Origin of the sequence: Burkholderia aenigmatica (assembly GCF_048627025.1) — a bacterium.
Lineage (GTDB): Bacteria > Pseudomonadota > Gammaproteobacteria > Burkholderiales > Burkholderiaceae > Burkholderia > Burkholderia aenigmatica.
Genome location: NZ_CP184468.1, coordinates 2,510,393 through 2,530,324, shown reverse-complemented (window position 1 = coordinate 2,530,324; position 19,932 = coordinate 2,510,393). Strand labels below are relative to the sequence as shown.

General features: G+C 68.4%; 18 protein-coding genes. 10 read left to right on the top strand and 8 right to left on the bottom strand.

What is annotated here, in order from left to right:
• Nucleotides 1-60: 60 nt before the first annotated feature.
• Entirely contained in the window at nt 61-1,983 is a 1,923-nt protein-coding gene (gene cysN / locus ACN8ZM_RS11790) for a sulfate adenylyltransferase subunit CysN (protein WP_420210029.1), read from the bottom strand.
• On the bottom strand, nt 1,983-2,879 hold the full coding sequence (cysD, locus tag ACN8ZM_RS11785; RefSeq protein WP_043190483.1) for a sulfate adenylyltransferase subunit CysD: 897 nt from the start codon (nt 2,877-2,879) through the stop codon (nt 1,983-1,985). Before cysD ends, cysN begins: the two co-directional genes overlap by 1 nt.
• 214 nt (nt 2,880-3,093) lie before the next feature.
• Here cysD and ACN8ZM_RS11780 point away from each other — a divergent pair, with 214 nt between their 5' ends.
• Genes ACN8ZM_RS11780 through ACN8ZM_RS11765 form a run of 4 tightly spaced genes read left to right on the top strand, consistent with a single transcriptional unit; the run spans nt 3,094 to nt 7,224 of the window.
• Nucleotides 3,094-4,203 (top strand): DUF1214 domain-containing protein, encoded by a 1,110-nt coding sequence (locus tag ACN8ZM_RS11780; protein WP_420210028.1) that lies wholly within the window; start codon nt 3,094-3,096, stop codon nt 4,201-4,203.
• Nucleotides 4,200-5,393 carry a sulfotransferase family protein gene (locus tag ACN8ZM_RS11775; protein WP_420210027.1) on the top strand — a complete coding sequence of 398 codons (1,194 nt, stop codon included), beginning with the start codon at nt 4,200-4,202 and terminating at the stop codon, nt 5,391-5,393. Before ACN8ZM_RS11780 ends, ACN8ZM_RS11775 begins: the two co-directional genes overlap by 4 nt.
• A gap of 41 nt (nt 5,394-5,434) precedes the next feature.
• Nucleotides 5,435-6,226, top strand: a complete 792-nt coding sequence (locus ACN8ZM_RS11770) for an SDR family oxidoreductase (RefSeq protein WP_089450912.1) — start codon at nt 5,435-5,437, stop codon at nt 6,224-6,226.
• 17 nt (nt 6,227-6,243) lie between these two features.
• On the top strand, nt 6,244-7,224 hold the full coding sequence (locus ACN8ZM_RS11765) for an acetyltransferase (RefSeq protein ID WP_420210026.1): 981 nt from the start codon (nt 6,244-6,246) through the stop codon (nt 7,222-7,224).
• A gap of 67 nt (nt 7,225-7,291) precedes the next feature.
• Here ACN8ZM_RS11765 and ACN8ZM_RS11760 read toward each other — a convergent pair whose 3' ends face one another.
• Nucleotides 7,292-7,744, bottom strand: a complete 453-nt coding sequence (locus ACN8ZM_RS11760) for a nuclear transport factor 2 family protein (protein WP_420210025.1) — start codon at nt 7,742-7,744, stop codon at nt 7,292-7,294.
• A 13-nt stretch (nt 7,745-7,757) separates the two neighbouring features.
• A complete protein-coding gene (locus ACN8ZM_RS11755) occupies nt 7,758-8,237 on the bottom strand; it encodes an SRPBCC domain-containing protein (protein ID WP_420210024.1) in 480 nt (159 codons plus the stop codon).
• Nucleotides 8,238-8,587: 350 nt separating this feature from the next.
• On the opposite strand from ACN8ZM_RS11755, the gene ACN8ZM_RS11750 reads away from it, so the two are divergent.
• Entirely contained in the window at nt 8,588-10,066 is a 1,479-nt protein-coding gene (locus ACN8ZM_RS11750) for a cryptochrome/photolyase family protein (protein ID WP_420210994.1), read from the top strand.
• 22 nt (nt 10,067-10,088) lie between these two features.
• Here ACN8ZM_RS11750 and ACN8ZM_RS11745 read toward each other — a convergent pair whose 3' ends face one another.
• The 3 genes from ACN8ZM_RS11745 to ACN8ZM_RS11735 all read right to left on the bottom strand — a co-directional run bounded on the left by ACN8ZM_RS11745 (nt 10,089) and on the right by ACN8ZM_RS11735 (nt 12,559).
• Nucleotides 10,089-10,211 carry a hypothetical protein gene (locus ACN8ZM_RS11745; RefSeq protein WP_420210023.1) on the bottom strand — a complete coding sequence of 41 codons (123 nt, stop codon included), beginning with the start codon at nt 10,209-10,211 and terminating at the stop codon, nt 10,089-10,091.
• The gene (locus ACN8ZM_RS11740) at nt 10,202-11,431 is read right to left on the bottom strand and encodes an MFS transporter (protein ID WP_420210022.1); all 1,230 of its coding nucleotides are present in this window, start codon (nt 11,429-11,431) and stop codon (nt 10,202-10,204) included. Before ACN8ZM_RS11740 ends, ACN8ZM_RS11745 begins: the two co-directional genes overlap by 10 nt.
• A gap of 186 nt (nt 11,432-11,617) precedes the next feature.
• The gene (locus tag ACN8ZM_RS11735; RefSeq protein WP_089450908.1) at nt 11,618-12,559 is read right to left on the bottom strand and encodes a LysR substrate-binding domain-containing protein; all 942 of its coding nucleotides are present in this window, start codon (nt 12,557-12,559) and stop codon (nt 11,618-11,620) included.
• 315 nt (nt 12,560-12,874) lie between these two features.
• On the opposite strand from ACN8ZM_RS11735, the gene ACN8ZM_RS11730 reads away from it, so the two are divergent.
• Together ACN8ZM_RS11730 and ACN8ZM_RS11725 are read left to right on the top strand one after the other, a co-directional pair.
• On the top strand, nt 12,875-13,915 hold the full coding sequence (locus ACN8ZM_RS11730) for an alpha/beta fold hydrolase (RefSeq protein WP_420210021.1): 1,041 nt from the start codon (nt 12,875-12,877) through the stop codon (nt 13,913-13,915).
• Nucleotides 13,916-14,068: 153 nt separating this feature from the next.
• Entirely contained in the window at nt 14,069-14,824 is a 756-nt protein-coding gene (locus ACN8ZM_RS11725) for a 4'-phosphopantetheinyl transferase family protein (protein WP_420210020.1), read from the top strand.
• Nucleotides 14,825-14,845: 21 nt separating this feature from the next.
• On the opposite strand, the gene ACN8ZM_RS11720 is transcribed toward ACN8ZM_RS11725, so the two are convergent.
• Nucleotides 14,846-15,766, bottom strand: coding sequence for a glutamate/aspartate ABC transporter substrate-binding protein (locus tag ACN8ZM_RS11720; RefSeq protein WP_420210019.1), 921 nt, complete (start codon nt 15,764-15,766; stop codon nt 14,846-14,848).
• Between the two features lie 213 nt (nt 15,767-15,979).
• Between ACN8ZM_RS11720 and hutH the strand changes: the two genes are divergently transcribed.
• The 3 genes from hutH to hutU are packed head-to-tail and all read left to right on the top strand — an operon-like array spanning nt 15,980 to nt 19,931.
• Nucleotides 15,980-17,503, top strand: coding sequence for a histidine ammonia-lyase (gene hutH / locus ACN8ZM_RS11715; RefSeq protein WP_420210018.1), 1,524 nt, complete (start codon nt 15,980-15,982; stop codon nt 17,501-17,503).
• Between the two features lie 4 nt (nt 17,504-17,507).
• Nucleotides 17,508-18,203 (top strand): histidine utilization repressor, encoded by a 696-nt coding sequence (hutC, locus tag ACN8ZM_RS11710; RefSeq protein WP_043190458.1) that lies wholly within the window; start codon nt 17,508-17,510, stop codon nt 18,201-18,203.
• Between the two features lie 39 nt (nt 18,204-18,242).
• Nucleotides 18,243-19,931, top strand: coding sequence for a urocanate hydratase (hutU, locus tag ACN8ZM_RS11705; RefSeq protein WP_043190455.1), 1,689 nt, complete (start codon nt 18,243-18,245; stop codon nt 19,929-19,931).
• Nucleotide 19,932 lies beyond the last annotated feature (1 nt).

Sequence of the window (19,932 nt, the reverse complement as noted above, 5' to 3'; positions counted from 1 at the left end):
TCCGAACGGAGTAGGCGGCGCGGGCAGGCGGGCAGCCGCCGGGCTGCCCGCTGGCGGTGCTTACGCCGCGCGTTCGCGCAGCAGGTACGCGACGATACGGTCGGCCGCTTCTTCAGGCGATTCGGCGACCGTGTCGACGCGCAGTTCGGGCTGCGCGGGCGGCTCGTACGGCGAATCGATGCCGGTGAAGTGCTTCAGCTCGCCGCGCCGTGCCTTCCGGTACAGACCCTTCGGATCGCGCTGCTCGGCGACCGCGAGCGGCGTGTCGACGAACACCTCGACGAACTCGTCGGGGCCGACCATCGCGCGCGCCATGTCGCGTTCCGCGCGGAACGGCGAGATGAACGACACGAGCGTAATGAGCCCCGCGTCGAGCATCAGCCGCGCGACTTCGGCGACGCGCCGGATGTTCTCCACGCGATCGGCTTCGGTGAAGCCGAGATCGCGATTGAGCCCGTGCCGCACGTTGTCGCCGTCGAGCAGGTACGTGTGCTTGCCGAGCGCGTGCAGCCGTTTCTCGACGAGGTTCGCGATGGTCGACTTGCCGGCGCCGGACAGCCCCGTCAGCCACACGATGCGCGGCGTCTGCGCCTTCTGCGCGGCACGCGCGGCGCGGTCGACATCGACGGCCTGCCAGTGCACGTTGTGCGCGCGGCGCAGCGCGAAGTGCAGCATCCCGGCGCCGACCGTGTCGTTGGTGAAACGGTCGATCACGATGAAGCCGCCGGTGTGGCGGTTGCGGTCGTACGGATCGAATGCGACGGGGCGGTCGAAGCTCAGGTTGCACACGCCGATCTCGTTGAGCGCGAGCGTGCGCGCCGCGAGATGTTCGCGCGTGTTCACGTCGATCTTGTACTTCGGCGTCGCGCAGGTCGCGCCGACCGTCTGCGTGCCGAGCTTCACGAGATACGGGCGGCCGGGCAGCAGCGGCTCGTCGTGCATCCAGACGAGGGTCGCCTCGAACTGGTCGGCCACCTCGGGCGGCGCATCCGCGCGCGCGATCATGTCGCCGCGGCTGATGTCGATCTCGTCGGCGAGCGTGAGCGTCACCGCGTCGCCGGCGCGCGCGATGTCGCTTTCGCCGCCTTGCGTGATCACCGACGCGACGCGGCTCTCCTTGCCGGACGGCAGCACGCGCACACGTTCGCCGACACGGATCTCGCCCGACGCGATGCTGCCTGCGTAGCCGCGGAAATTCAGGTGAGGGCGGTTGACCCACTGCACCGGCAGCCGGAACGGTTCGTCGCGCGTGACGCGCGCGGCGAGCGGCAGCGTGTCGAGATGCTGCATCAGCGTCGGGCCCGCATACCACGGCATCCGCGCGCTCGGCACGATCACGTTGTCGCCGCGCAGCGCCGACATCGGGATGCTGACGATCTCCGCCAGCCCGAGCTCGGCCGCGAACGCGCGGTAGTCGGCGTCGATGCGCTCGAATACGGCGCGGTCGTAGTCGACCAGGTCCATCTTGTTGATCGCGAGCACGACGCGCTTGATGCCGATCAGCGCGACGAGATGGCTGTGGCGGCGCGTCTGCGTGAGCACGCCCTTGCGCGCATCGATCAGGATCACTGCGAGGTCGGCGGTCGACGCGCCGGTGATCATGTTGCGTGTGTATTGCTCGTGGCCGGGCGTGTCGGCGACGATGAACTTGCGTCGCGCGGTCGCGAAGAAGCGGTACGCGACGTCGATCGTGATCCCTTGCTCGCGCTCGGCCGACAGGCCGTCGACGAGCAGCGCGAAATCGAGTTCGCCGCCCTGCGTGCCGACCTTCTTCGAATCGGCTTCGAGCTGCGTGAGCTGGTCGTCGAACAGCATGTTCGATTCGTAGAGCAGACGGCCGATCAGCGTGCTCTTGCCGTCGTCGACGCTGCCGCACGTGATGAAGCGCAGCAGGTCCTGGGTTTGCGCGTGCATATCGTCGGCAGCGCGTGAATCGGGTGCGTGGCGCGCGAGCGTGTCGGGCGCGGTGAGAACGTGTGCCATCAGAAATAGCCCTCCTGTTTCTTCTTTTCCATCGAACCGGCCGAATCGCTGTCGATCAGTCGTCCTTGCCGTTCGGACGTGCGCGTCTCGCGCATCTCCTGCAGGATGTCGTCGAGCGACGTCGCGTCGCTGTCGATCGCGCCCGTCAGCGGATAGCAGCCGAGCGTGCGAAACCGCACCTTGCGCATCTGCGGCACTTCGCCTTCGCGCAGCGGCAGGCGTTCGTCGTCGACCATGATCAGCGCGCCGTCGCGTTCGACCACGGGCCGTTCCTTCGCGAAGTAGAGCGGCACGATCGGGATGTCGTGAAGCTGGATGTACTGCCAGATGTCGAGCTCGGTCCAGTTCGAGATCGGGAACACGCGCAGGCTTTCGCCCTTGCGCTTGCGCGCGTTGTACAGCGACCAGAGCTCGGGGCGTTGGCGCTTCGGGTCCCAGCGGTGCTGTTCCGAACGCAGCGACACGATGCGCTCCTTCGCGCGCGATTTCTCCTCGTCGCGGCGGGCGCCGCCGAACGCGGCGTCGAAGCCGTAGTGGTCGAGCGCCTGCTTGAGCCCCTGGGTCTTCCACACGTCGGTGTGCACGGCCGAGCCGTGCGTGAACGGATCGATGTCGTTCGCGACGCCGTCGGGGTTGATGTGCACGCGCAGGTCGAGGCCGAGGCGCGCGGCCGTTTCGTCGCGAAACGCGATCATCTCGCGGAATTTCCACGTCGTATCGACGTGCAGCAGCGGAAAGGGCGGCTTCGCCGGGTAGAACGCCTTCATCGCGAGATGCAGCATGACCGAGCTGTCCTTGCCGATCGAATACAGCATCACCGGGTTCTCGCTCTCCGCGACCACCTCGCGCATGATGTGGATGCTTTCGGCCTCCAGTCGCTCCAAGTGGGTCAACATCGTTCGTCTCCTTGTTTCATGCCGGTGCCGCGCGACATGTGCGGCGTCTCGTGCATGACACCGACGGTATCGAGCGAGCGGCATGGCGCTCTTCGTCCGGGTGGACTAAACCGCGGCACGGCGGTGGCGCGGATCTTTCCTTAGTCCACCCGGACGAAGTGGCGCGCGGCGGCGGCGCTTAAGGTGAGCGCTCGACCATCGGCGGAGAGAACACATGACGGACGACACACGTGCCACGCAATTGCTTTCGGGCCAGACCTGGGCCGATTTCTGCGACACCCTGAAACGCAGCGGACAACAGATCCTGCGCGCCGAGGCGCCGGACGATCCGCTGACGCGCGCGGAGGGATTCCGCTACCTGAGCCGGCTGATGCGCATCGCGCTCGAAATGCACGTCGAGTTCGCGGACGGCGCGTGGCCCGGATTTTTCTCGCCGTCGCACGAGACCGCGAAGATCGGCGCCGACAATCCCGACAACCTGTACCAGTACGCGCGTCTCGACGGCCGTTGCGAATACCGCGTGACGGGGCGGCGCGGCACGGTCGCGTACCTGAGCTTCGGCACGCAGAAGGGCGGCTACGAGACCGACGGCAAGATGCTGCAGACGGGCTTTCTCGACGCGAAGCAGCTCGAGATCGCGCCGGACGGCAGCTTCGAGATCGTCTTGAGCGAAACGCCGCACGCGGGCAACTGGGTGCGCATGGAGCCGGGCACCAACGCGTTACTGGTGCGCCAGACTTTTCTCGACCGTCGTGCGGAAACGCCGGCGCAGTTGAAGATCGAGCGTATCGGTGCCGGCGATCGCCCGGCGCCGCTCGACCCGCTCGTGCTGCAGGGCGGCCTCACGCGCGCCGCACAGTTCGTCGAGCAGACGGCGAAGCTGTTCGCGGACTGGGCCGCGAGCTACCGGTCGCACGTGAATGCGCTGCCGCCCGCCGACCAGGCGCTGTGCCAGTCGGTCGGCGGCGATCCGAACATCTACTACTACCACTCGTGCTGGTCGCTGGCCGACGACGAAGCGCTCGTGATCGACGTCGACACGGTGCCCGACTGCGATTTCTGGAACGTGCAGCTCAACAACTACTGGATGGAGTCGCTCGATTACCGGCACTTCGATATCTGCGTGAACAAGCACAGCGCGCGGCTGAATGCGGACGGCGGCGTGACGGTGGTGGTCGCGGCCGCGCAGCCGGGCGACGCGAACTGGCTCGACACGGCCGGGCATCGCGCCGGCACGATCTGCTGGCGCTGGGTCGGGGCCGCGCAGCCGGAGCATCCGCGCACGCGGGTGGTGAAGCTCGCGACGCTGAAGGAGGCCGCATGAATGCGCCGCTTGACCGGATCCGCACGCTGCTTGCAGCCGACGGGTTGATCGCCGAAGCCGTGTCGCGTACGAGCGGGCTCACGGCGTTCGGTGACGGGCCGTATCGCGAAGCGCTCGACGTGATGTGCGCGTCGCTGATCGACGAAGCGAACCTGTCCACGCGCGGCGCGGAGATGATGCGCGAGAAGCTCGTCGGCCAGCTCGTGAACCGGCTCGTTATCGAGGATTACTTCCGGCGTCATCCGGAAATCGAGGAGATCGTGATCGACGATCCGCTCGTGATCGTCGGCCTGCCGCGCACGGGTACGACGCTGTTGCAGCGCCTGCTGGCCGTCGACCCGCGCTTCCACACGGCCGCGTGGTGGGAAACCCGCTACCCGGCGCCGCTCGCGGGCGAGACGCTTGCCGAACCGACGGTGCGCATCGCGCGCGCGCAGGCCGAGGTCGCGACGATGATCGACTGTATTCCGCAGATCCTGACGATCCATCCGCTCGATGCGATGCTCGCGGACGAGGAGTTCATGCTGATGGAACACGCGTTCGTGTGTGCGATGGATTCGTACGCGAACGTGCCGCGCTATACGGCCTGGCTCGCGCAGCAGGATCTCACGCCGGTCTACACGTACCTGAAGCGGATGCTGCAGTTCCTGCAGTGGCAAAAGGTGCAGCGCGGCGTCGCGCCGGCCGCGCGCTGGCTGCTGAAGACGCCACAGCACCTGCATGCGCTCGACGTGCTGTGCCGCGTGTTTCCGCGCGCGCAGGTTGTGCTGACGCACCGCGATCCGGCGCAGACGATTCCGTCGATGGCGAGCATGGCGCACACGCTGTGGCAGATGTATGCGGACGACCCTGATCCGCTCGCCGTCGGCGCGCAGTGGAACGCGGGGATGGCGCGCGCGATCGGCGCGGCGATGGCTGCGCGCGATGCGCTGCCGGACGACCGGTTCCTCGACGTGCGATTCGAGGACACGGTGTCGAATCCGCTCGGCGTTGCCGAGGCCGTGTACGCCTTTGCCGGCATGCCGCTCGATGCGCGGCAGCGCGCGGCGATGACGGACTGGATAGCGCGCAACGGCCGCGACAAGCGTGCCGCGCACGACTATTCGATCGCGCGCTTCGGTTTCACCGATGCGCAACTGGCGCGCGATTTCGCCGCATATCGCGCGCGGCACCTGCGGGCGGCCGGCTGACGGCCGGGCTCGCGAGACCAACGATAACCAGGAGACAAGCCATGTTGCTGAAGGACAAGATCGTCGTGATTTCCGGGATCGGGCCGGGGCTCGGCGTGAAGCTCGCCGTCGAGGCCGCGCGCGAGGGGGCGCGCGGTGTGGTCGTCGCGGCGCGCACGATGGAGAAGCTCGACGACGCCGAAACGCGGATCCGTGCGCTCGGCGTCGATTGCGACGTGCTGAAGGTGAAGACCGACATCACCGACCGCGCGCAATGCCGGCAGCTTGCGACGCAGGCCGTCGAGCGCTTCGGCCGGATCGATGCGCTCGTGAACAGCGCATTCGTGCACGGCACGTTTCCGGAGCCGGTGGAGGAAGCCGACCTCGACGGCTGGCGCGCGGTGTTCGACACCAACGTGTTCGGCACGATGGCGCTCACGCAGGAAGTCGTGCCGCACATGAAGCGGCAGAAGCGCGGCGCGATCGTGATGATCAACACGCAGGCGACCCGCAAGCCATTTGCAGGGGAAGGCGGCTACGCTGTATCGAAGGGGGCGCTCGCGGTTGCGGCAAAATACCTGGCGCGCGAACTCGGCGTGCACGGCATACGCGCGAACAGTATCCACATGGGGTGGATGTGGGGCGTGCCGACGCAGACGTATTTCCGGCAGGCGGCCGCCGAGTACGGGCTGACGGAGGAGCAGATCATCGCGCCGATCGCGTCGAACATCGCGCTCGCGAAGCTGCCGACCGACGACGACTGCGCGCGCGCGGCGCTGTTCCTCGCGTCGGACTACGCGAATGCGGTGACGGGCGCGACGCTCGACGCAAACGGCGGCGATTTCATGCCCTGACAATGGAGCAAAGAATCATGCAGGACCACCACGAAGTACGACATTTCTTTGCGTTCAACGGCGATGCGGACGGGCTGTGCGCGCTTCAGCAACTGCGGCTCGCGGAGCGCGTGCGCGGCACGCTCGTGACGGGTGTGAAACGCGACATCAAGCTGCTCGAGCGGATCGGCGCGCGGGCGGGCGACCTCGTCACGGTGCTCGATGTGTCGCACGACCAGAATCGCGGTGCGTGCGCGCGGCTGCTGGGCGACGGCGCGACGGTCCGCTATTTCGACCATCACTTCGCGGGCGAGCTGCCCGACGATCCGCGCTTCGCCGCGCATATCGACACGGCGGCCGACGTCTGCACGAGCGCGATCGTGAACCGCTATCTTGGCGGCCGGCACGTGCGCTGGGCGATCGTCGCGGCATTCGGCGACGAACTGCCGGCGCTTGGCAATGCGCTCGCGCGCGAACATGGGATCGACGAGGCGGAACGCGACACGCTCGCCGAACTCGGGCTCTACCTGAATTACAACGCATACGGCGAGTGTGTCGGCGATCTGCATTTCGACCCGGCGGCGCTCGCCGACGCGATGCTGCCCTGCGTCGATCCGCTCGATTTCGTGCGCGAGACGGCCGTGTTCGCCGCGCTGCGCGACGGCTACCGCGACGACATGGCGCATGCGTGCGCGCTCGCGCCGCTGCGCGAGGTACCGGGTGCGACACTGGTCCGGATGCCTGATGATCCGTGGGCGCGGCGCGCGACCGGCATGCTCGCGAACGAGCGGATGCGCAACGCGCCGGATGCGGCGCTCGCGGTGCTGTCGCCGCGCGCGGACGGTGGGCTCGTCGTCAGCGTGCGCGTGCCCGATGGCCGGCCGCTCGGCGCCGACGAGTTCTGTCGCGGCTTTCCGACCGGCGGCGGGCGCAAGCGCGCGGGCGGCATCAATCATCTGCCGGAAGCCGAGTTCGATGCGTTCGCCGAGCGATTCGAGGCGGCGTTCCGGCTCGATTGACGCATCGGCGGGTTGCGATGATGCGCACGCCGTGCAGCCCTCGCACGGCGTCTGCATCGCGAATGGATCAACCGGTCGCGCCCGCGAGCGCGGCCGGCACGTTGTGACCGTAGCAGCGCTCCTCGACGCGCTCGGCGATGCGCCAGCCCTGCGCGGTGCGCATGAACCGGTCGACGTACCACAGCCCGAGAAACATCACTTGCGTGCCGCCGTCCGGCAGCACGACCTCCATCGGATTGAAGCAGATCGTGCGGCCGCGCGCGCTATCGCCGTCGAGCCGGATCGACAGGTTGCCGACCAGGTGCTGGTACTGCGGAAACTGCGGCAGCACGGTGCGCAGCCACGCCTTCACCTCCGGATAGCGGCCGGCGATGCCGCCCATCGCGCGATAGTCGATTGCCGCATCCGGTGTGAACACCGCGTCGAGCGCGTCGAAGTCGCGCGTGTCGATCGCGCTCGAATACGCGACGACCAGCTCGCGGATATCGTGATGGTCGGACAGCGTTTGCAGATCGGGCATCGACGGCTCCCGGTCACGCGCTGTTGCGCCGGCGTGCTGCATGGAGCGCTTCGGCGCGCTGCTTCACGTCGCGTGCGCACTGGTCGAAGCCCTGTTGCACCCACGCGCCGTGGTGCTGCATGATCGTGTCCGCATTGATGCCGAGGAACTGGTCGGTCGTGAAATAGCGGCAGCGCTCCGCGCCGATCGCATCGATGTACTGGTCGCGGCGCGCGGCGTCCTTGTTGTCGTCGGTCGGGCGCTGCTCCCACGACAGCAGGCGTTCGGGTTCGTACGCAACGAGGATCTCGCTGACGGGAATCACGGTCTGCGTGCCGGGAATGCGCACCTGCATGTGCACGAAATCGCCGAGCCTGCCGGTCGTTTCGAAGCCGACGCAAAACGTGTTCCATTCGCCGTAGCGCGGGAAGTCGGTCAGCACTTCCCAGACGACGGAGGCCGGCGCGTCGATGTCGACGGTGATCGAGGTGACGAGATTCGAGGGTTTGGTCATGGCGGCGTATCGGATGAAGCCGCGCGTACCCGGGTGGCGGGAAACGTCGCGGCGGTCGGAAGGATTCGCGCCGGTATCGGTCGGCGCGCGTGACGGGTGCGGATCGGGACGTGCGGGAGCGTTCGACGCTGGCACATGCCGCGCAGCGCGGCGCACCCGACATCGAGCGTAGGCCGGCGCACGCGGCGCAGAATCGTCGGAACGGACTAAGGCGTTTCACCGGGGGCAGCCGGGTGGCGCGACTGCGGTGACCGTCGACGGCATGGGCACGCCGGCGCGTCGAACGTCGACACCACGCCGTGCAGCCGCGACAATGCGTGTCTCTTCCCGCTTTCGTCATCGAGGTGCCCGTGCCCGCCAAGCCGTCCGTTGCTCCCGCGATCGTGTGGTTCCGCGACGATCTGCGCGTGACCGACCAGCCCGCGCTGACGCGCGCGGTGGCATCGGGCCGGCCGCTCGTATGTGTATTCGTCGACGACACGGGCGACGGCGCCGGGCGAGCGCTCGGCGGCGCGGCGCGCTGGTGGCTGCACGGATCGCTGGCCGGGCTCGACGCGGCGCTGGCGCGTCATGGCGGACGCCTGCTGCTGTTGCGCGGCGACGCGCAGCGCGAGATCGAGCGCGTCGTGCACGACACGGGTGCGGCGGCCGTGTACTGGAGCCGCCGCTATGCGCAACCGCAGCGCGATGCCGATGCGGCGCTGAAGGCGTCGCTCAAGGCACGCGGTGTCACGGTCGAGAGCAGCAACGGCAGCCTGCTGAACGAGCCGTGGGAGGTGCTGACGGGCAGCGGCGCGCCGTACCAGGTGTTCACCGCGTACTGGCGCGCGGCGCGCCGCGATCGCACGGTCGCCGCGCCGCTGCCGGAACCCGAACGGATCGGGTTTCATCCGTGGCCGAAAACCGTGAGCGACCGGGCGCTGGCGCTCGACGCGCTGGCGTTGCGGCCGCACGCGCCCGATTGGGCCGGCGGCCTGCGCGACGCTTGGCCCGTGGCCGACGAAGCCGGTGCGCACGCACGGCTCGACGCATTCCTGACGACCTCGCTCGCCGGCTATGCGGATGCGCGCGACTGCCCCGACCGGCCCGCGACGAGCCGGCTGTCGCCGTTCCTGCGCTTTGGCAACGTGTCGCCGCGACAGGTGTGGCATGCGGTGCAGGGCGCCGCGAACGCAGGTGGCGCGGCGTGCGCAGCGGGCGCTGACAAATTCCTGAGCGAACTCGGCTGGCGCGAATTCAGCTACGCGCTGCTGTATCACTTCCCGGCGTTGGCAACAGACAACTTCCGCACGCAGTTCGACGCGATGCCGTGGCGCGACGATCCCGCCGCGCTGCGCGCATGGCAGCGCGGGCTGACCGGCTATCCGCTCGTCGATGCGGGCCTGCGCGAACTGTGGACGACCGGCTGGATGCACAACCGCGTGCGGATGGTCGTCGCGTCGTTCCTGATCAAGCATCTGCTGATCGACTGGCGTGCGGGCGAAGCGTGGTTCTGGGACACGCTGGTCGACGCCGATCCCGCGAACAACGCGGCGAGCTGGCAGTGGGTGGCCGGTTGCGGCGCCGATGCCGCGCCGTATTTCCGCATCTTCAATCCGGTCGCGCAGGGGCAGAAGTTCGACCCGGAGGGTGCGTACGTGCGGCGCTGGGTGCCCGAGCTTGCCGGCCTCGACAACGCATCGATCCACGCGCCGTGGGAAGCATCGCCGCTGGAACTCGACGCGGCTGGCGTGCAGCTTGGCGTCGACTATCCGGAACCGCTCGTCGAACATGCGGCCGCGCGCGCCCGTGCGCTCGATGCGCTGGCGGCATTGCCGAAGCGCCGCTGACCGCACGCGCCGGGTTGAAGCATCAATTGCAGAACGCGACGTGTTCGAGCAATGCGTACGCGACGCCCGAGCTGAAATAGGCCGCGCCGCACCACGCGACGAACGCGAGCGTGCCGCCGGCCAGCGCCGCGCGGATCATGCCCATGCCGCGTTGCCCGACGCCGGACGCGCGACTCGCGCGTCGTTGATCGGCAGGTGCAGCAACGCCGCGAGCACGCCGAGCGCGATCGAGCCGATCCACAGCGGCATGTACGAATGCGTCGCGTCGTACACGAGCGCACCGAGCCAGACGCCGAAGAAGCTGCCGAGCTGGTGCCCGAAGAACACGAAGCCGAACAGCGTCGCGATGTAGCGCACGCCGAACACCTGCGAGATCACGCCGTTCGTCAGCGGCACGGTGCCGAGCCACGTGAACCCCATCACGGCCGCGAACACGTAGACGCTCGCGGGCGACAGCGGCGCGGCAACGAACGCGGCCATCGTGAGCGCGCGCACGAGGTACAGCACCGACAGCACGTACTTGCGCCGCAGCAGCCCGCCGAGATGGCCGCACGCGTAGGTACCGGCCACGTTGGTCAGTGCGATCAGCGCGAGCGCGACGCTCGCGTGGCGCGCCGGCAGCCCGTGGTCGAGCAGGTAGGCGGGAAGATGCGTCGCGATGAAGGCGAGCTGGAAGCCGCACGCGAAGAAGCCCGCGTTCAGCAGCCAGAAGCCGCGATGCGCGAACGCCTCGCGCACGGCTTCGCCGATCGACTGGTCGGGGCCGGCGGCGCCGGCAGCCTGCGCGGGCCGGTCGCGCAGCAGCACGGCGAGCGGCGCGAGCAGTGCCGCGACGAGCGCCAGCGCGATGAACGCATGTCGGCAGCCGATGCCGCCGATCAGCGTCTGGGCGACGGGCACCATGCAGAACTGGCCGAGCCCGCCGATCGCGCCCGCGACGCCGAGCGCCCAGCCGCGCCGGTCGGGCGGAAACAGGCGGCTCAGCGCGCCATAGATCGACGCGAACGCCGAGCCCGACAACGCGATGCCGATCACGAGCCCGGCGCCGACCGTGAACATGCCGGTCGTCGCCGCATGCGCCATCGTGACGAGCCCGGCCGCATACAGCAGCATCCCGGCGACGATCACGCGCAGCGAGCCGAAGCGATCGGCGACCATGCCCGTGAACGGCTGCGCGACGCCCCAGATCAGGTTCTGCAGCGCCAGCGCGAGCCCGAACGCTTCGCGCGACCAGCCGTGGTCGAGCGATACCGGCGCGAGGAACAGGCCCTGCACGTGGCGGATGCCGAGCGCGACGCCCATGATCAGGCCGCCGGCCAGTACGGGCAGCCAGCGGCGGCGGACTTCCTGTTCGATCGGGGTCATGCGTGTCTCCGGATGAGGGCGCGCGGCAAGACGGCCGCGCTCGATCCGATTAGACGATCGGGCCCGTCGTCGCTCAAGCGATCATTCGGTCAGGTTGGCATGCGTGCGGGGAATGCGACGAGGGGGCAGGGAGTGGGGCGGGAGCGCCCGGCATCGGTCAGGATCGTTCGCAAACGCCGCGCCGGCTTACGCCGATGCGGTGTCGTGCGCGCGCATCGCGGTATCGCATTCGGCCGCCTCGGCGAGCATCCAGTCGCGGACGTCGGCGACTTCGCGGCGCGGGGCCGGATCGTGCTGGAACAGCCAGTAGCCGTACGCATCGGACAGCGCCTGCGTGTGCGGCCCGAGCACCGCGAGCCGGCCGTCCGCGAGCATCGGCGCGACGAGCGCGAGCCGGCCGAGCGCGACGCCCTGGCCCGCGATCGCGGCCTGGATCACCTGGTCGTACTGGTTGAAACGCAGCACGCCTTTCGGGCGCGCGTCGCCGAGCCCGACCGCGTGCAGGTGCGCGCGCCACTGCAATTGCGGCTGCGGCGGCCCGTCGAATTCGAGCAGCACGTGGTCGGCGATCGCGGCCGCGTTCGTGACGGGCCGTGCGGCGAGCGCGGGATGCGCGACCGGCACGACGATCTCGTCGAACAGGCGCAGCGCACCGGCCGGCGCGCGGTCGCGCGGACAATAGCGGATGCCGAGGTCGATGCCTTCGGCGCGCAAATCGAGTACCTTGTCGTTCGCGGCGACGCGCAGGTCGATCTCCGGCAGGCGCGCCTGCAGCCGCCCGAGCCGCGGCAGCAGCCACAGCGCGGTGACGCCGATGCTCGCGGTGATCGTGACCGGCTGACGCTCGCGCGCGGCGGCGAGCGACGCGACGGTGTCCTGCAGGCTGTGCAGTGCCGCATCCGCGACGCGAAACAGCCGCTCGCCTTCCGGCGTGAACGCGATCTTCCGGTAGCCGCGCTGCAGCAGCGCGACGCCGAGATGCGCTTCGAGCGCGTGTACCTGGCGGCTGACCGCCGATTGCGTGACGCACAGGTCCTGCGCGGCGAGCGTGATGCTCATGCGGCGGCCGACGGCGACGAAACCGCGGACGAGGTCGAGGGAGGGGAGGCGGACGAGCGGCGTTGACATGCGCGTGACTCATGCGAACGGAGCAGCAAGATTGGTTGAGAACGCGGGGCGCGTCAAGTTCAATGGAGGCTGGTGCCGGTGGTGAAGGATGGGGTGCGTATGGTGATGCCCCGGCCGGATCGCGAAGCATGGGGGGGAGTAAGCGCTGAAGCGCTAGCTCGGACCGACCGCCGTGGGGTTGGAGTAAGTGCTGAAGCGCTAACTCTACCCATCCACGCCATGGGACCGAAGTAAGCGCTAAAGCGCTAACTCGGGTCGACCGCCGTGGGGTTGGAGTAAGCGCTGAAGCGCTAACTCGGACCGACAGGAGACAAGATGACGATTTCGAACGAAGGCAGCGAAATGATGCAGGCCACCCGCGCGGCAGACGCACTGCCGCCCGAGCCCGTGACGCTGCGCGCCGCCGACGGCTATGCATTGCGCGGCCAGGTATGGCGCCATCGCGGCGGCAGTGTCGCGCGGCCCGTGACGGTCATCAATTGCGCGACGTCGGTGCGCTGCGACTACTACTTTCGTTTCGCGGCCTGGCTGTTCGCACAGGGGCGCGACGTGCTCGTCTACGACTATCGCGGCATCGGCGGGTCGCGCCCGGCGCAGCTCGCGAAGCTGCGCGCGAACTGGCTCGACTGGGGGCGGCTCGATTGCGAAGCCGCGCTGCAATACGCACGCGACACGTTTCCGGGCCAGCCGATCGACGTCGTCGCGCACAGCATCGGCGGGTTCGCGCTTGGGCTCGCGGCATCGAACGTGCACGTGCGGCATGCGGTGACGGTCGGCGCGCAGTATGCGTACTGGCGCGATTACCTGCCGGCCGAACGGCGGCGCATGTGGTGGAAGTGGCACGTCGCGATGCCGATGCTCGCGGCCGTGTTCGGCTACGTGCCCGCGAAGCGGCTCGGCTGGATGGAGGACACGCCGCGTGGCGTCGCGTTGTCATGGGTGCGCTCGCAGGCGCGCTTCGAGGAGGGCTATACGCGCGGCCCGCTCGCCGAACCCGCCGCGAGCCGCGCCGCGTTGCCCGCTCGCTTCGCGGGGCTGTCCGCGCCGATGCTCGCGATCGGTCTCGACGACGACGGGTTCGGCACGGTCGAGGCGATCGAGCGGCTGGTCGGCTACTACACGGGCAGCGACGTCACGCACCTGCGAATCGCGCCGGCCGACATCGGCGTCGATGTGATCGGCCATTTCGCGTTTTTCCACAGCCGCTTCACCGATACGCTGTGGCCGCTTGCGCTGTACTGGCTGCAGCACGGTGTGCTGCCGGCCGATGCGGCGGGCAAAGTGCATGCGCTTCACCCGGCATCGCGCGGGCGTGGAACGGGTAGCGGTGTGCCGGGCGTCGTCGCGAACGGGTGACGGGGTGGGGCCACGCCACGCAGGCGCAGGCCGGGATCACACGTGCCTGCGCGGCGCACGGTGCCGGCGTTGACGCCGGCGGGCCGCAACGGCTCGCCGCACCGCCCGATCGATTAACATCGGACGTTTCGTTCCACACGCCGCCGCCCGTCGATGCTCGTCCCGTCCGATTCTGCTTCCCCGTCCGAAACACCTCGCGCCTGGAGCGTGCACGATCTTGACGTGCCGTCCGTCGCGTCCCGCGCCGGCGTGCGGATCGTGCGTGTCGATTTCGACTGGCGCGTACCGCTTGCGTCGTCCGCGTATGCGGCACTCAGCGATGACGAGCGCGCGCGGGCGGCGCGCTTCATGCGGCATGAGGATGCGGTGCGCAGCGCCGCGACGCGTGCCGCGTTGCGCGACGTGCTCGGTACGGCCCTCGGCATCGCGCCGCAGGCGGTGGCGATCGTCGTCGACGCATCGGGGCGGCCGTCGCTCGACGGCACGCATCGCGCATCGCTCGACTTCAACGTGTCGCATGCGGGCGACCATGCGCTGCTTGCGTGGGCACCCGCGGGCCGCGTCGGCGTCGATATCGAGTGTTGCAATCGTGCGGCCGACTGGCGTGCGCTGACGCGCGAAGTCTGCGCGCCCGCCGAGGCCGCCTATCTCGACAGCCTGCCGCTTGCCGCGCGCGCCGGCGAATTCATGCGCGTCTGGTGTGCGAAGGAGGCGCTGCTCAAGGCGCTCGGCACGGGCATCGTCGGCGGACTGCGCGCGTTCGCGGTCGTGCCGCCGCGCGACGGCGCGACGCCCGCGACGACGGTCGTCGAGCCGGCCGCGCCCGCCGCCGGCGTCGCGGCGTTCGACGCGGCGTGGCTCGACGCGGCGCCCGGCTACGCGGCGTGCGTCGCGTGGACGCGCGCGTGAGCCGGGATCCGCGCGCGGCGCTCATTCGAGCGGCGCGTCGTTCGGCGCCGCGTAGCGCGCCTTGATCACGTCGCTCATCGCGAAATCGAACGACAGCCCCTTCGGCGGCACCGGCTTCATGAACCACTTGTCGTAGAGCGCGTCGATCTCGCCGCGCTTCATCAACTGCACGAGCACGCCGTCGACGAGCGCCTTGAACTGCGGATCGTCCTTGCGCAGCATGAACCCGTAGGCTTCCGACGATTGCGGCGTGCCGACGATCTGCCAGTCGGCCGGCTTCGCGGCGAGCTGGCGCACGCCTGCGAGCAGCACGTCGTCCATCATGTACGCGGCCGCGCGGCCCGATTCGAGCGTGAGGCGTCCTTCGCCGTAATCCTTCGCGCTGATGATCTGCATGTTCATCTTCTTTTCCTCGTTCATCTTGCGCAGCAGGCGTTCGGACGTCGTGCCCTGGTTCGTCACGACCGTCTTGCCGGCGAGGTCGGGGAAGTCGCGGATGCCCGACGTCGTGCGCGTGAGCAGGCGCGTCGTCGCGACGAAGAAGGTGGTCGAGAACGCGACCTGCGCGTGACGCGCGGCGAGGTTCGTGGTGACGCCGCATTCGAGATCGACGGTGCCGTTCTGCACGAGCGGGATGCGGTTCTGCGACGTGACGGGGATGAAGCGCACCTGCAGGCCGGGCTTGCCGGTGCGCGCCTTCACGGCGGCGATCACGCGATCGCACAGGTCCTGCGAGAAGCCGATGACCTTGCCGTTCGCGTCGGCGTAGGAGAACGGCACCGACGTTTCGCGATGGCCGATCGAGATCAGGTTGCTCTGGCTGATCTTCTCGAGCGTGCCCGACAGCGGCTCCGCGGCGAGCGACGCGCCGCAGGCGAGTGCGCACGCGGCGAACAGCAGGGGGCGGCCGAACCGGGCGGTGAATCGTGACGGGAAGGACATGGCGGTCTCCGTGGCGAATGGTGATCCGTATGTTGCCAAGAACAAAATAATTGCAACAACTGTTAAGCGCCGGATCACACGGGCCGATCCGGCGGGCCGTACCGGGCATCAGGGAAACTCCCAAGTCGAAATCGGTGAAATACTGGTTGTCTAGACAAGTTGGCGTGGCTACACTTCAATCCATTCCGAACTTGTCTAGACAGGATTGCTCACATGATTACGTTGACCCCCGGCCACCTGACCCTCCCGCAACTGCGCCAGATTGCACGTGAATCCGTGCAGCTCGCGCTCGACCCGGCCAGCTTCGCGAAGATCGACGCCGGCGCGAAGGCCGTCGCCGACATCGCTGCGAAGGGCGAGCCGGCCTACGGCATCAACACCGGTTTCGGCCGCCTGGCCAGCACGCACATCCCGCACGACCAGCTCGAACTGCTGCAGAAGAACCTCGTGCTGTCGCACGCAGTCGGCGTGGGCGAGCCGATGGCGCGCTCGTCGGTGCGCCTGCTGATGGCGCTGAAGCTGTCGAGCCTCGGCCGCGGCCACTCGGGCATCCGTCGCGAAGTGATGGACGCGCTGATCAAGCTGTACAACGCGGACGTGCTGCCGCTGATCCCGGTGAAGGGCTCGGTCGGCGCATCGGGCGACCTCGCGCCGCTCGCGCACATGTCGGCCGTGCTGCTGGGCGTCGGCGAAGTGTTCATCCGCGGCGAGCGTGCAAGCGCGATCGACGGTCTGCGCGTCGCGGGCCTCGCGCCGCTGACGCTGCAGGCGAAGGAAGGCCTCGCGCTGCTGAACGGCACGCAGGCATCGACCGCGCTGGCGCTCGACAACATGTTCGCGATCGAAGACCTGTACCGCACCGCGCTCGTCGCGGGCGCGCTGTCGGTCGACGCGGCTGCCGGTTCGGTGAAGCCGTTCGACGCACGCATTCATGAACTGCGCGGCCATCAAGGCCAGATCGACGCAGCGGCGTCGTATCGCGACCTGCTCGAAGGCTCGCCGATCAACCAGTCGCACCGCGATTGCGACAAGGTGCAGGATCCGTACAGCCTGCGCTGCCAGCCGCAGGTGATGGGCGCGTGTCTGGACCAGATGCGCCATGCAGCCGACGTGCTGCTGGTCGAAGCGAACGCCGTGTCGGACAACCCGCTGATTTTCCCGGATACGGGCGAAGTGCTGTCGGGCGGCAACTTCCACGCCGAGCCCGTCGCGTTCGCAGCCGACAACCTCGCGCTGGCCGCATCGGAAATCGGCGCACTGGCCGAACGCCGCATCGCACTGCTGATCGACGCGACGCTGTCGGGCCTGCCCCCGTTCCTCGTGAGGGACGGCGGCGTGAACTCGGGCTTCATGATCGCGCACGTGACGGCTGCCGCGCTCGCATCGGAAAACAAGACGCTCGCGCACCCGGCATCGGTCGACTCGCTGCCGACTTCGGCTAACCAGGAAGACCACGTGTCGATGGCGACGTTCGCCGCGCGCAAGCTCGCCGACATCGCGGACAACACGAAGCACATCCTCGCCATCGAACTGCTGGCTGCCGCGCAAGGCGTCGACCTGCGCGCACCGTACCACACGAGCCCGAAGCTGGCGCCCGTGATGGAAACGATCCGCGGCAAGGTCGCGCACTACGAACTCGACCACTACTTCGCACCGGACATCGCCGTGATCGCGAAGCTGGTCGGCGAGCGTGCGTTCGCGAAGGTTGCGCCGTTCTCGTTCGCATCGGAACAGTAAGCCCATGAGCGCGCCGGTCTACCAGGAGATCAAGGACTTCATCCTGGCCCGCATCCACGCAGGCGAGTGGGAGGAGGGCGACCAGGTGCCGTCCGAGAACGAGCTGGCGCGCGAATTCAAGGTGGCGCGCATGACCGTCAACCGCGCGTTGCGCGAGTTGACGGCCGAGCAGGTGCTCACGCGCATGAAGGGCGCGGGCACCTACGTCGCGCGGCCGAAGTACGAATCGACGCTGGTGGCGATTCGCAGCATCTCGGAAGAAGTCGGCGCACGCGGGCATGCGTATCACGCCAGCGTGCTCGGCCTCGACACGATCCGTGCCGACGAGGCGATCGCCGACGAGATGCAGGTGGCCGTGCGCACGAAGCTGTTTCATTCGCAGGTGCTGCACTTCGAGAATGACGAGCCCGTGCAGCTCGAAGAACGATGGGTGAATCCGGCGGTCGCGCCGGATTACGCCGAGCAGGATTTCACGAACACGACGCCGAACCTGTACCTGATGCGCGCGGCTCCGCTGCAGCGCGTCGAGTACCGGATCGAAGCGGCGGCCCCGGCGCCGGAGCGGCGCGAGCAGCTGCGGATGGACGACGTCGAGCCGTGTCTGGTTTTACATCGACGCACCTGGTCGCAGGGCGTCGTCGCCTCGGTGGCGAATCTGTGGCATCCCGGCAGCCGATACCGCTTCACCGGGCATTTCTGATTCCTATTTGATAGTCATTTTCCTTCGGGAGCAGTCGTCATGAACCATCCGAAACACATCGATCCCCGTCTCGATCCGACGCGCACGATCCGCGCGCCGCGCGGCAACGAGAAAGTCTGCAAGACCTGGCTGGCCGAAGCGGCCTACCGGATGATCCAGAACAACCTCGACCCGGAAGTCGCCGAGCATCCGCATGCGCTCGTCGTGTACGGCGGCATCGGCCGCGCGGCGCGCAACTGGGAATGCTACGACCAGATCCTCGCATCGCTGAAGGATCTGGAAGAGAACGAGACGCTGCTGATCCAGTCGGGCAAGCCGGTCGGTGTGTTCCGCACGCACAAGGATGCGCCGCGCGTGCTGCTCGCGAACTCGAACCTCGTGCCGCACTGGGCGAACTGGGATCACTTCCACGAGCTCGACCGCAAGGGCCTGATGATGTACGGCCAGATGACGGCCGGCAGCTGGATCTACATCGGTAGCCAGGGCATCGTTCAGGGCACCTATGAAACGTTCTTCTCGGTCGCGAACCAGCACTTCAACGGCGATCCGTCGGGCCGCTGGATCCTGACGGGCGGCCTGGGCGGCATGGGTGGCGCGCAGCCGCTGGCCGCGACGATGGCCGGCTTCTCGATGATCGCGGTCGAATGCGACGAGACCCGCATCGATTTCCGCCTGAAGACGCGTTACGTCGACAAGAAGGCGACGACGCTCGACGAAGCGCTCGGCATGATCGAGGAAGCGAAGCGCGACGGCAAGCCGGTGTCGATCGGCCTGCTCGGCAACGCGGCCGACGTGTTCGCGGAACTCGTCACGCGCGGCATCACGCCGGATTGCGTGACCGACCAGACGAGCGCGCACGACCCGATCAACGGCTACCTGCCGCAAGGCTGGACCGTCGCGCAATGGCGCGAAGCGCAGAAGGTCGATCCGCAGAGCATCGTGAAGGTCGCGAAGCAGTCGATGGCCGTCCAGGTGCGCGCGATGCTGGCGCTGCAGGAACGCGGCGCGGCGACGCTCGACTACGGCAACAACATCCGCCAGATGGCGCTGGAAATGGGCGTCGAGAACGCATTCGACTTCCCGGGCTTCGTGCCGGCGTATATCCGCCCGCTGTTCTGCGAAGGCAAGGGCCCGTTCCGCTGGGTCGCGCTGTCGGGCGATCCGGAAGACATCTACAAGACCGACCAGAAGGTGAAGGAGCTGATCCCCGACGATCCGCATCTGCACAACTGGCTCGACATGGCGCGTGAGCGCATCGCGTTCCAGGGCCTGCCGGCACGTATTTGCTGGGTTGGCGTGAAGGATCGCTATCGCCTCGGCCAGGCGTTCAACGAGATGGTCAAGAACGGCGAACTGAAGGCCCCGATCGTGATCGGCCGCGACCACCTTGACACCGGTTCGGTCGCCAGCCCGAACCGCGAGACGGAATCGATGAAGGACGGTTCGGACGCAGTCAGCGACTGGCCGCTCCTGAACGCACTGCTGAACACCGCAGGCGGCGCATCGTGGGTGTCGCTGCACCATGGCGGCGGCGTCGGCATGGGCTTCTCGCAGCACTCGGGCGTCGTGATCGTCGCCGACGGTACCGCCGAAGCGCATGAGCGTCTCGGCCGCGTGCTGCTGAACGACCCGGCGACGGGCGTGATGCGCCATGCGGATGCCGGCTACGAACTCGCGCAGCAGACGGCCCGCGAAGCCGGCCTGAAGCTGCCGATGCTCGGCCGCTGAG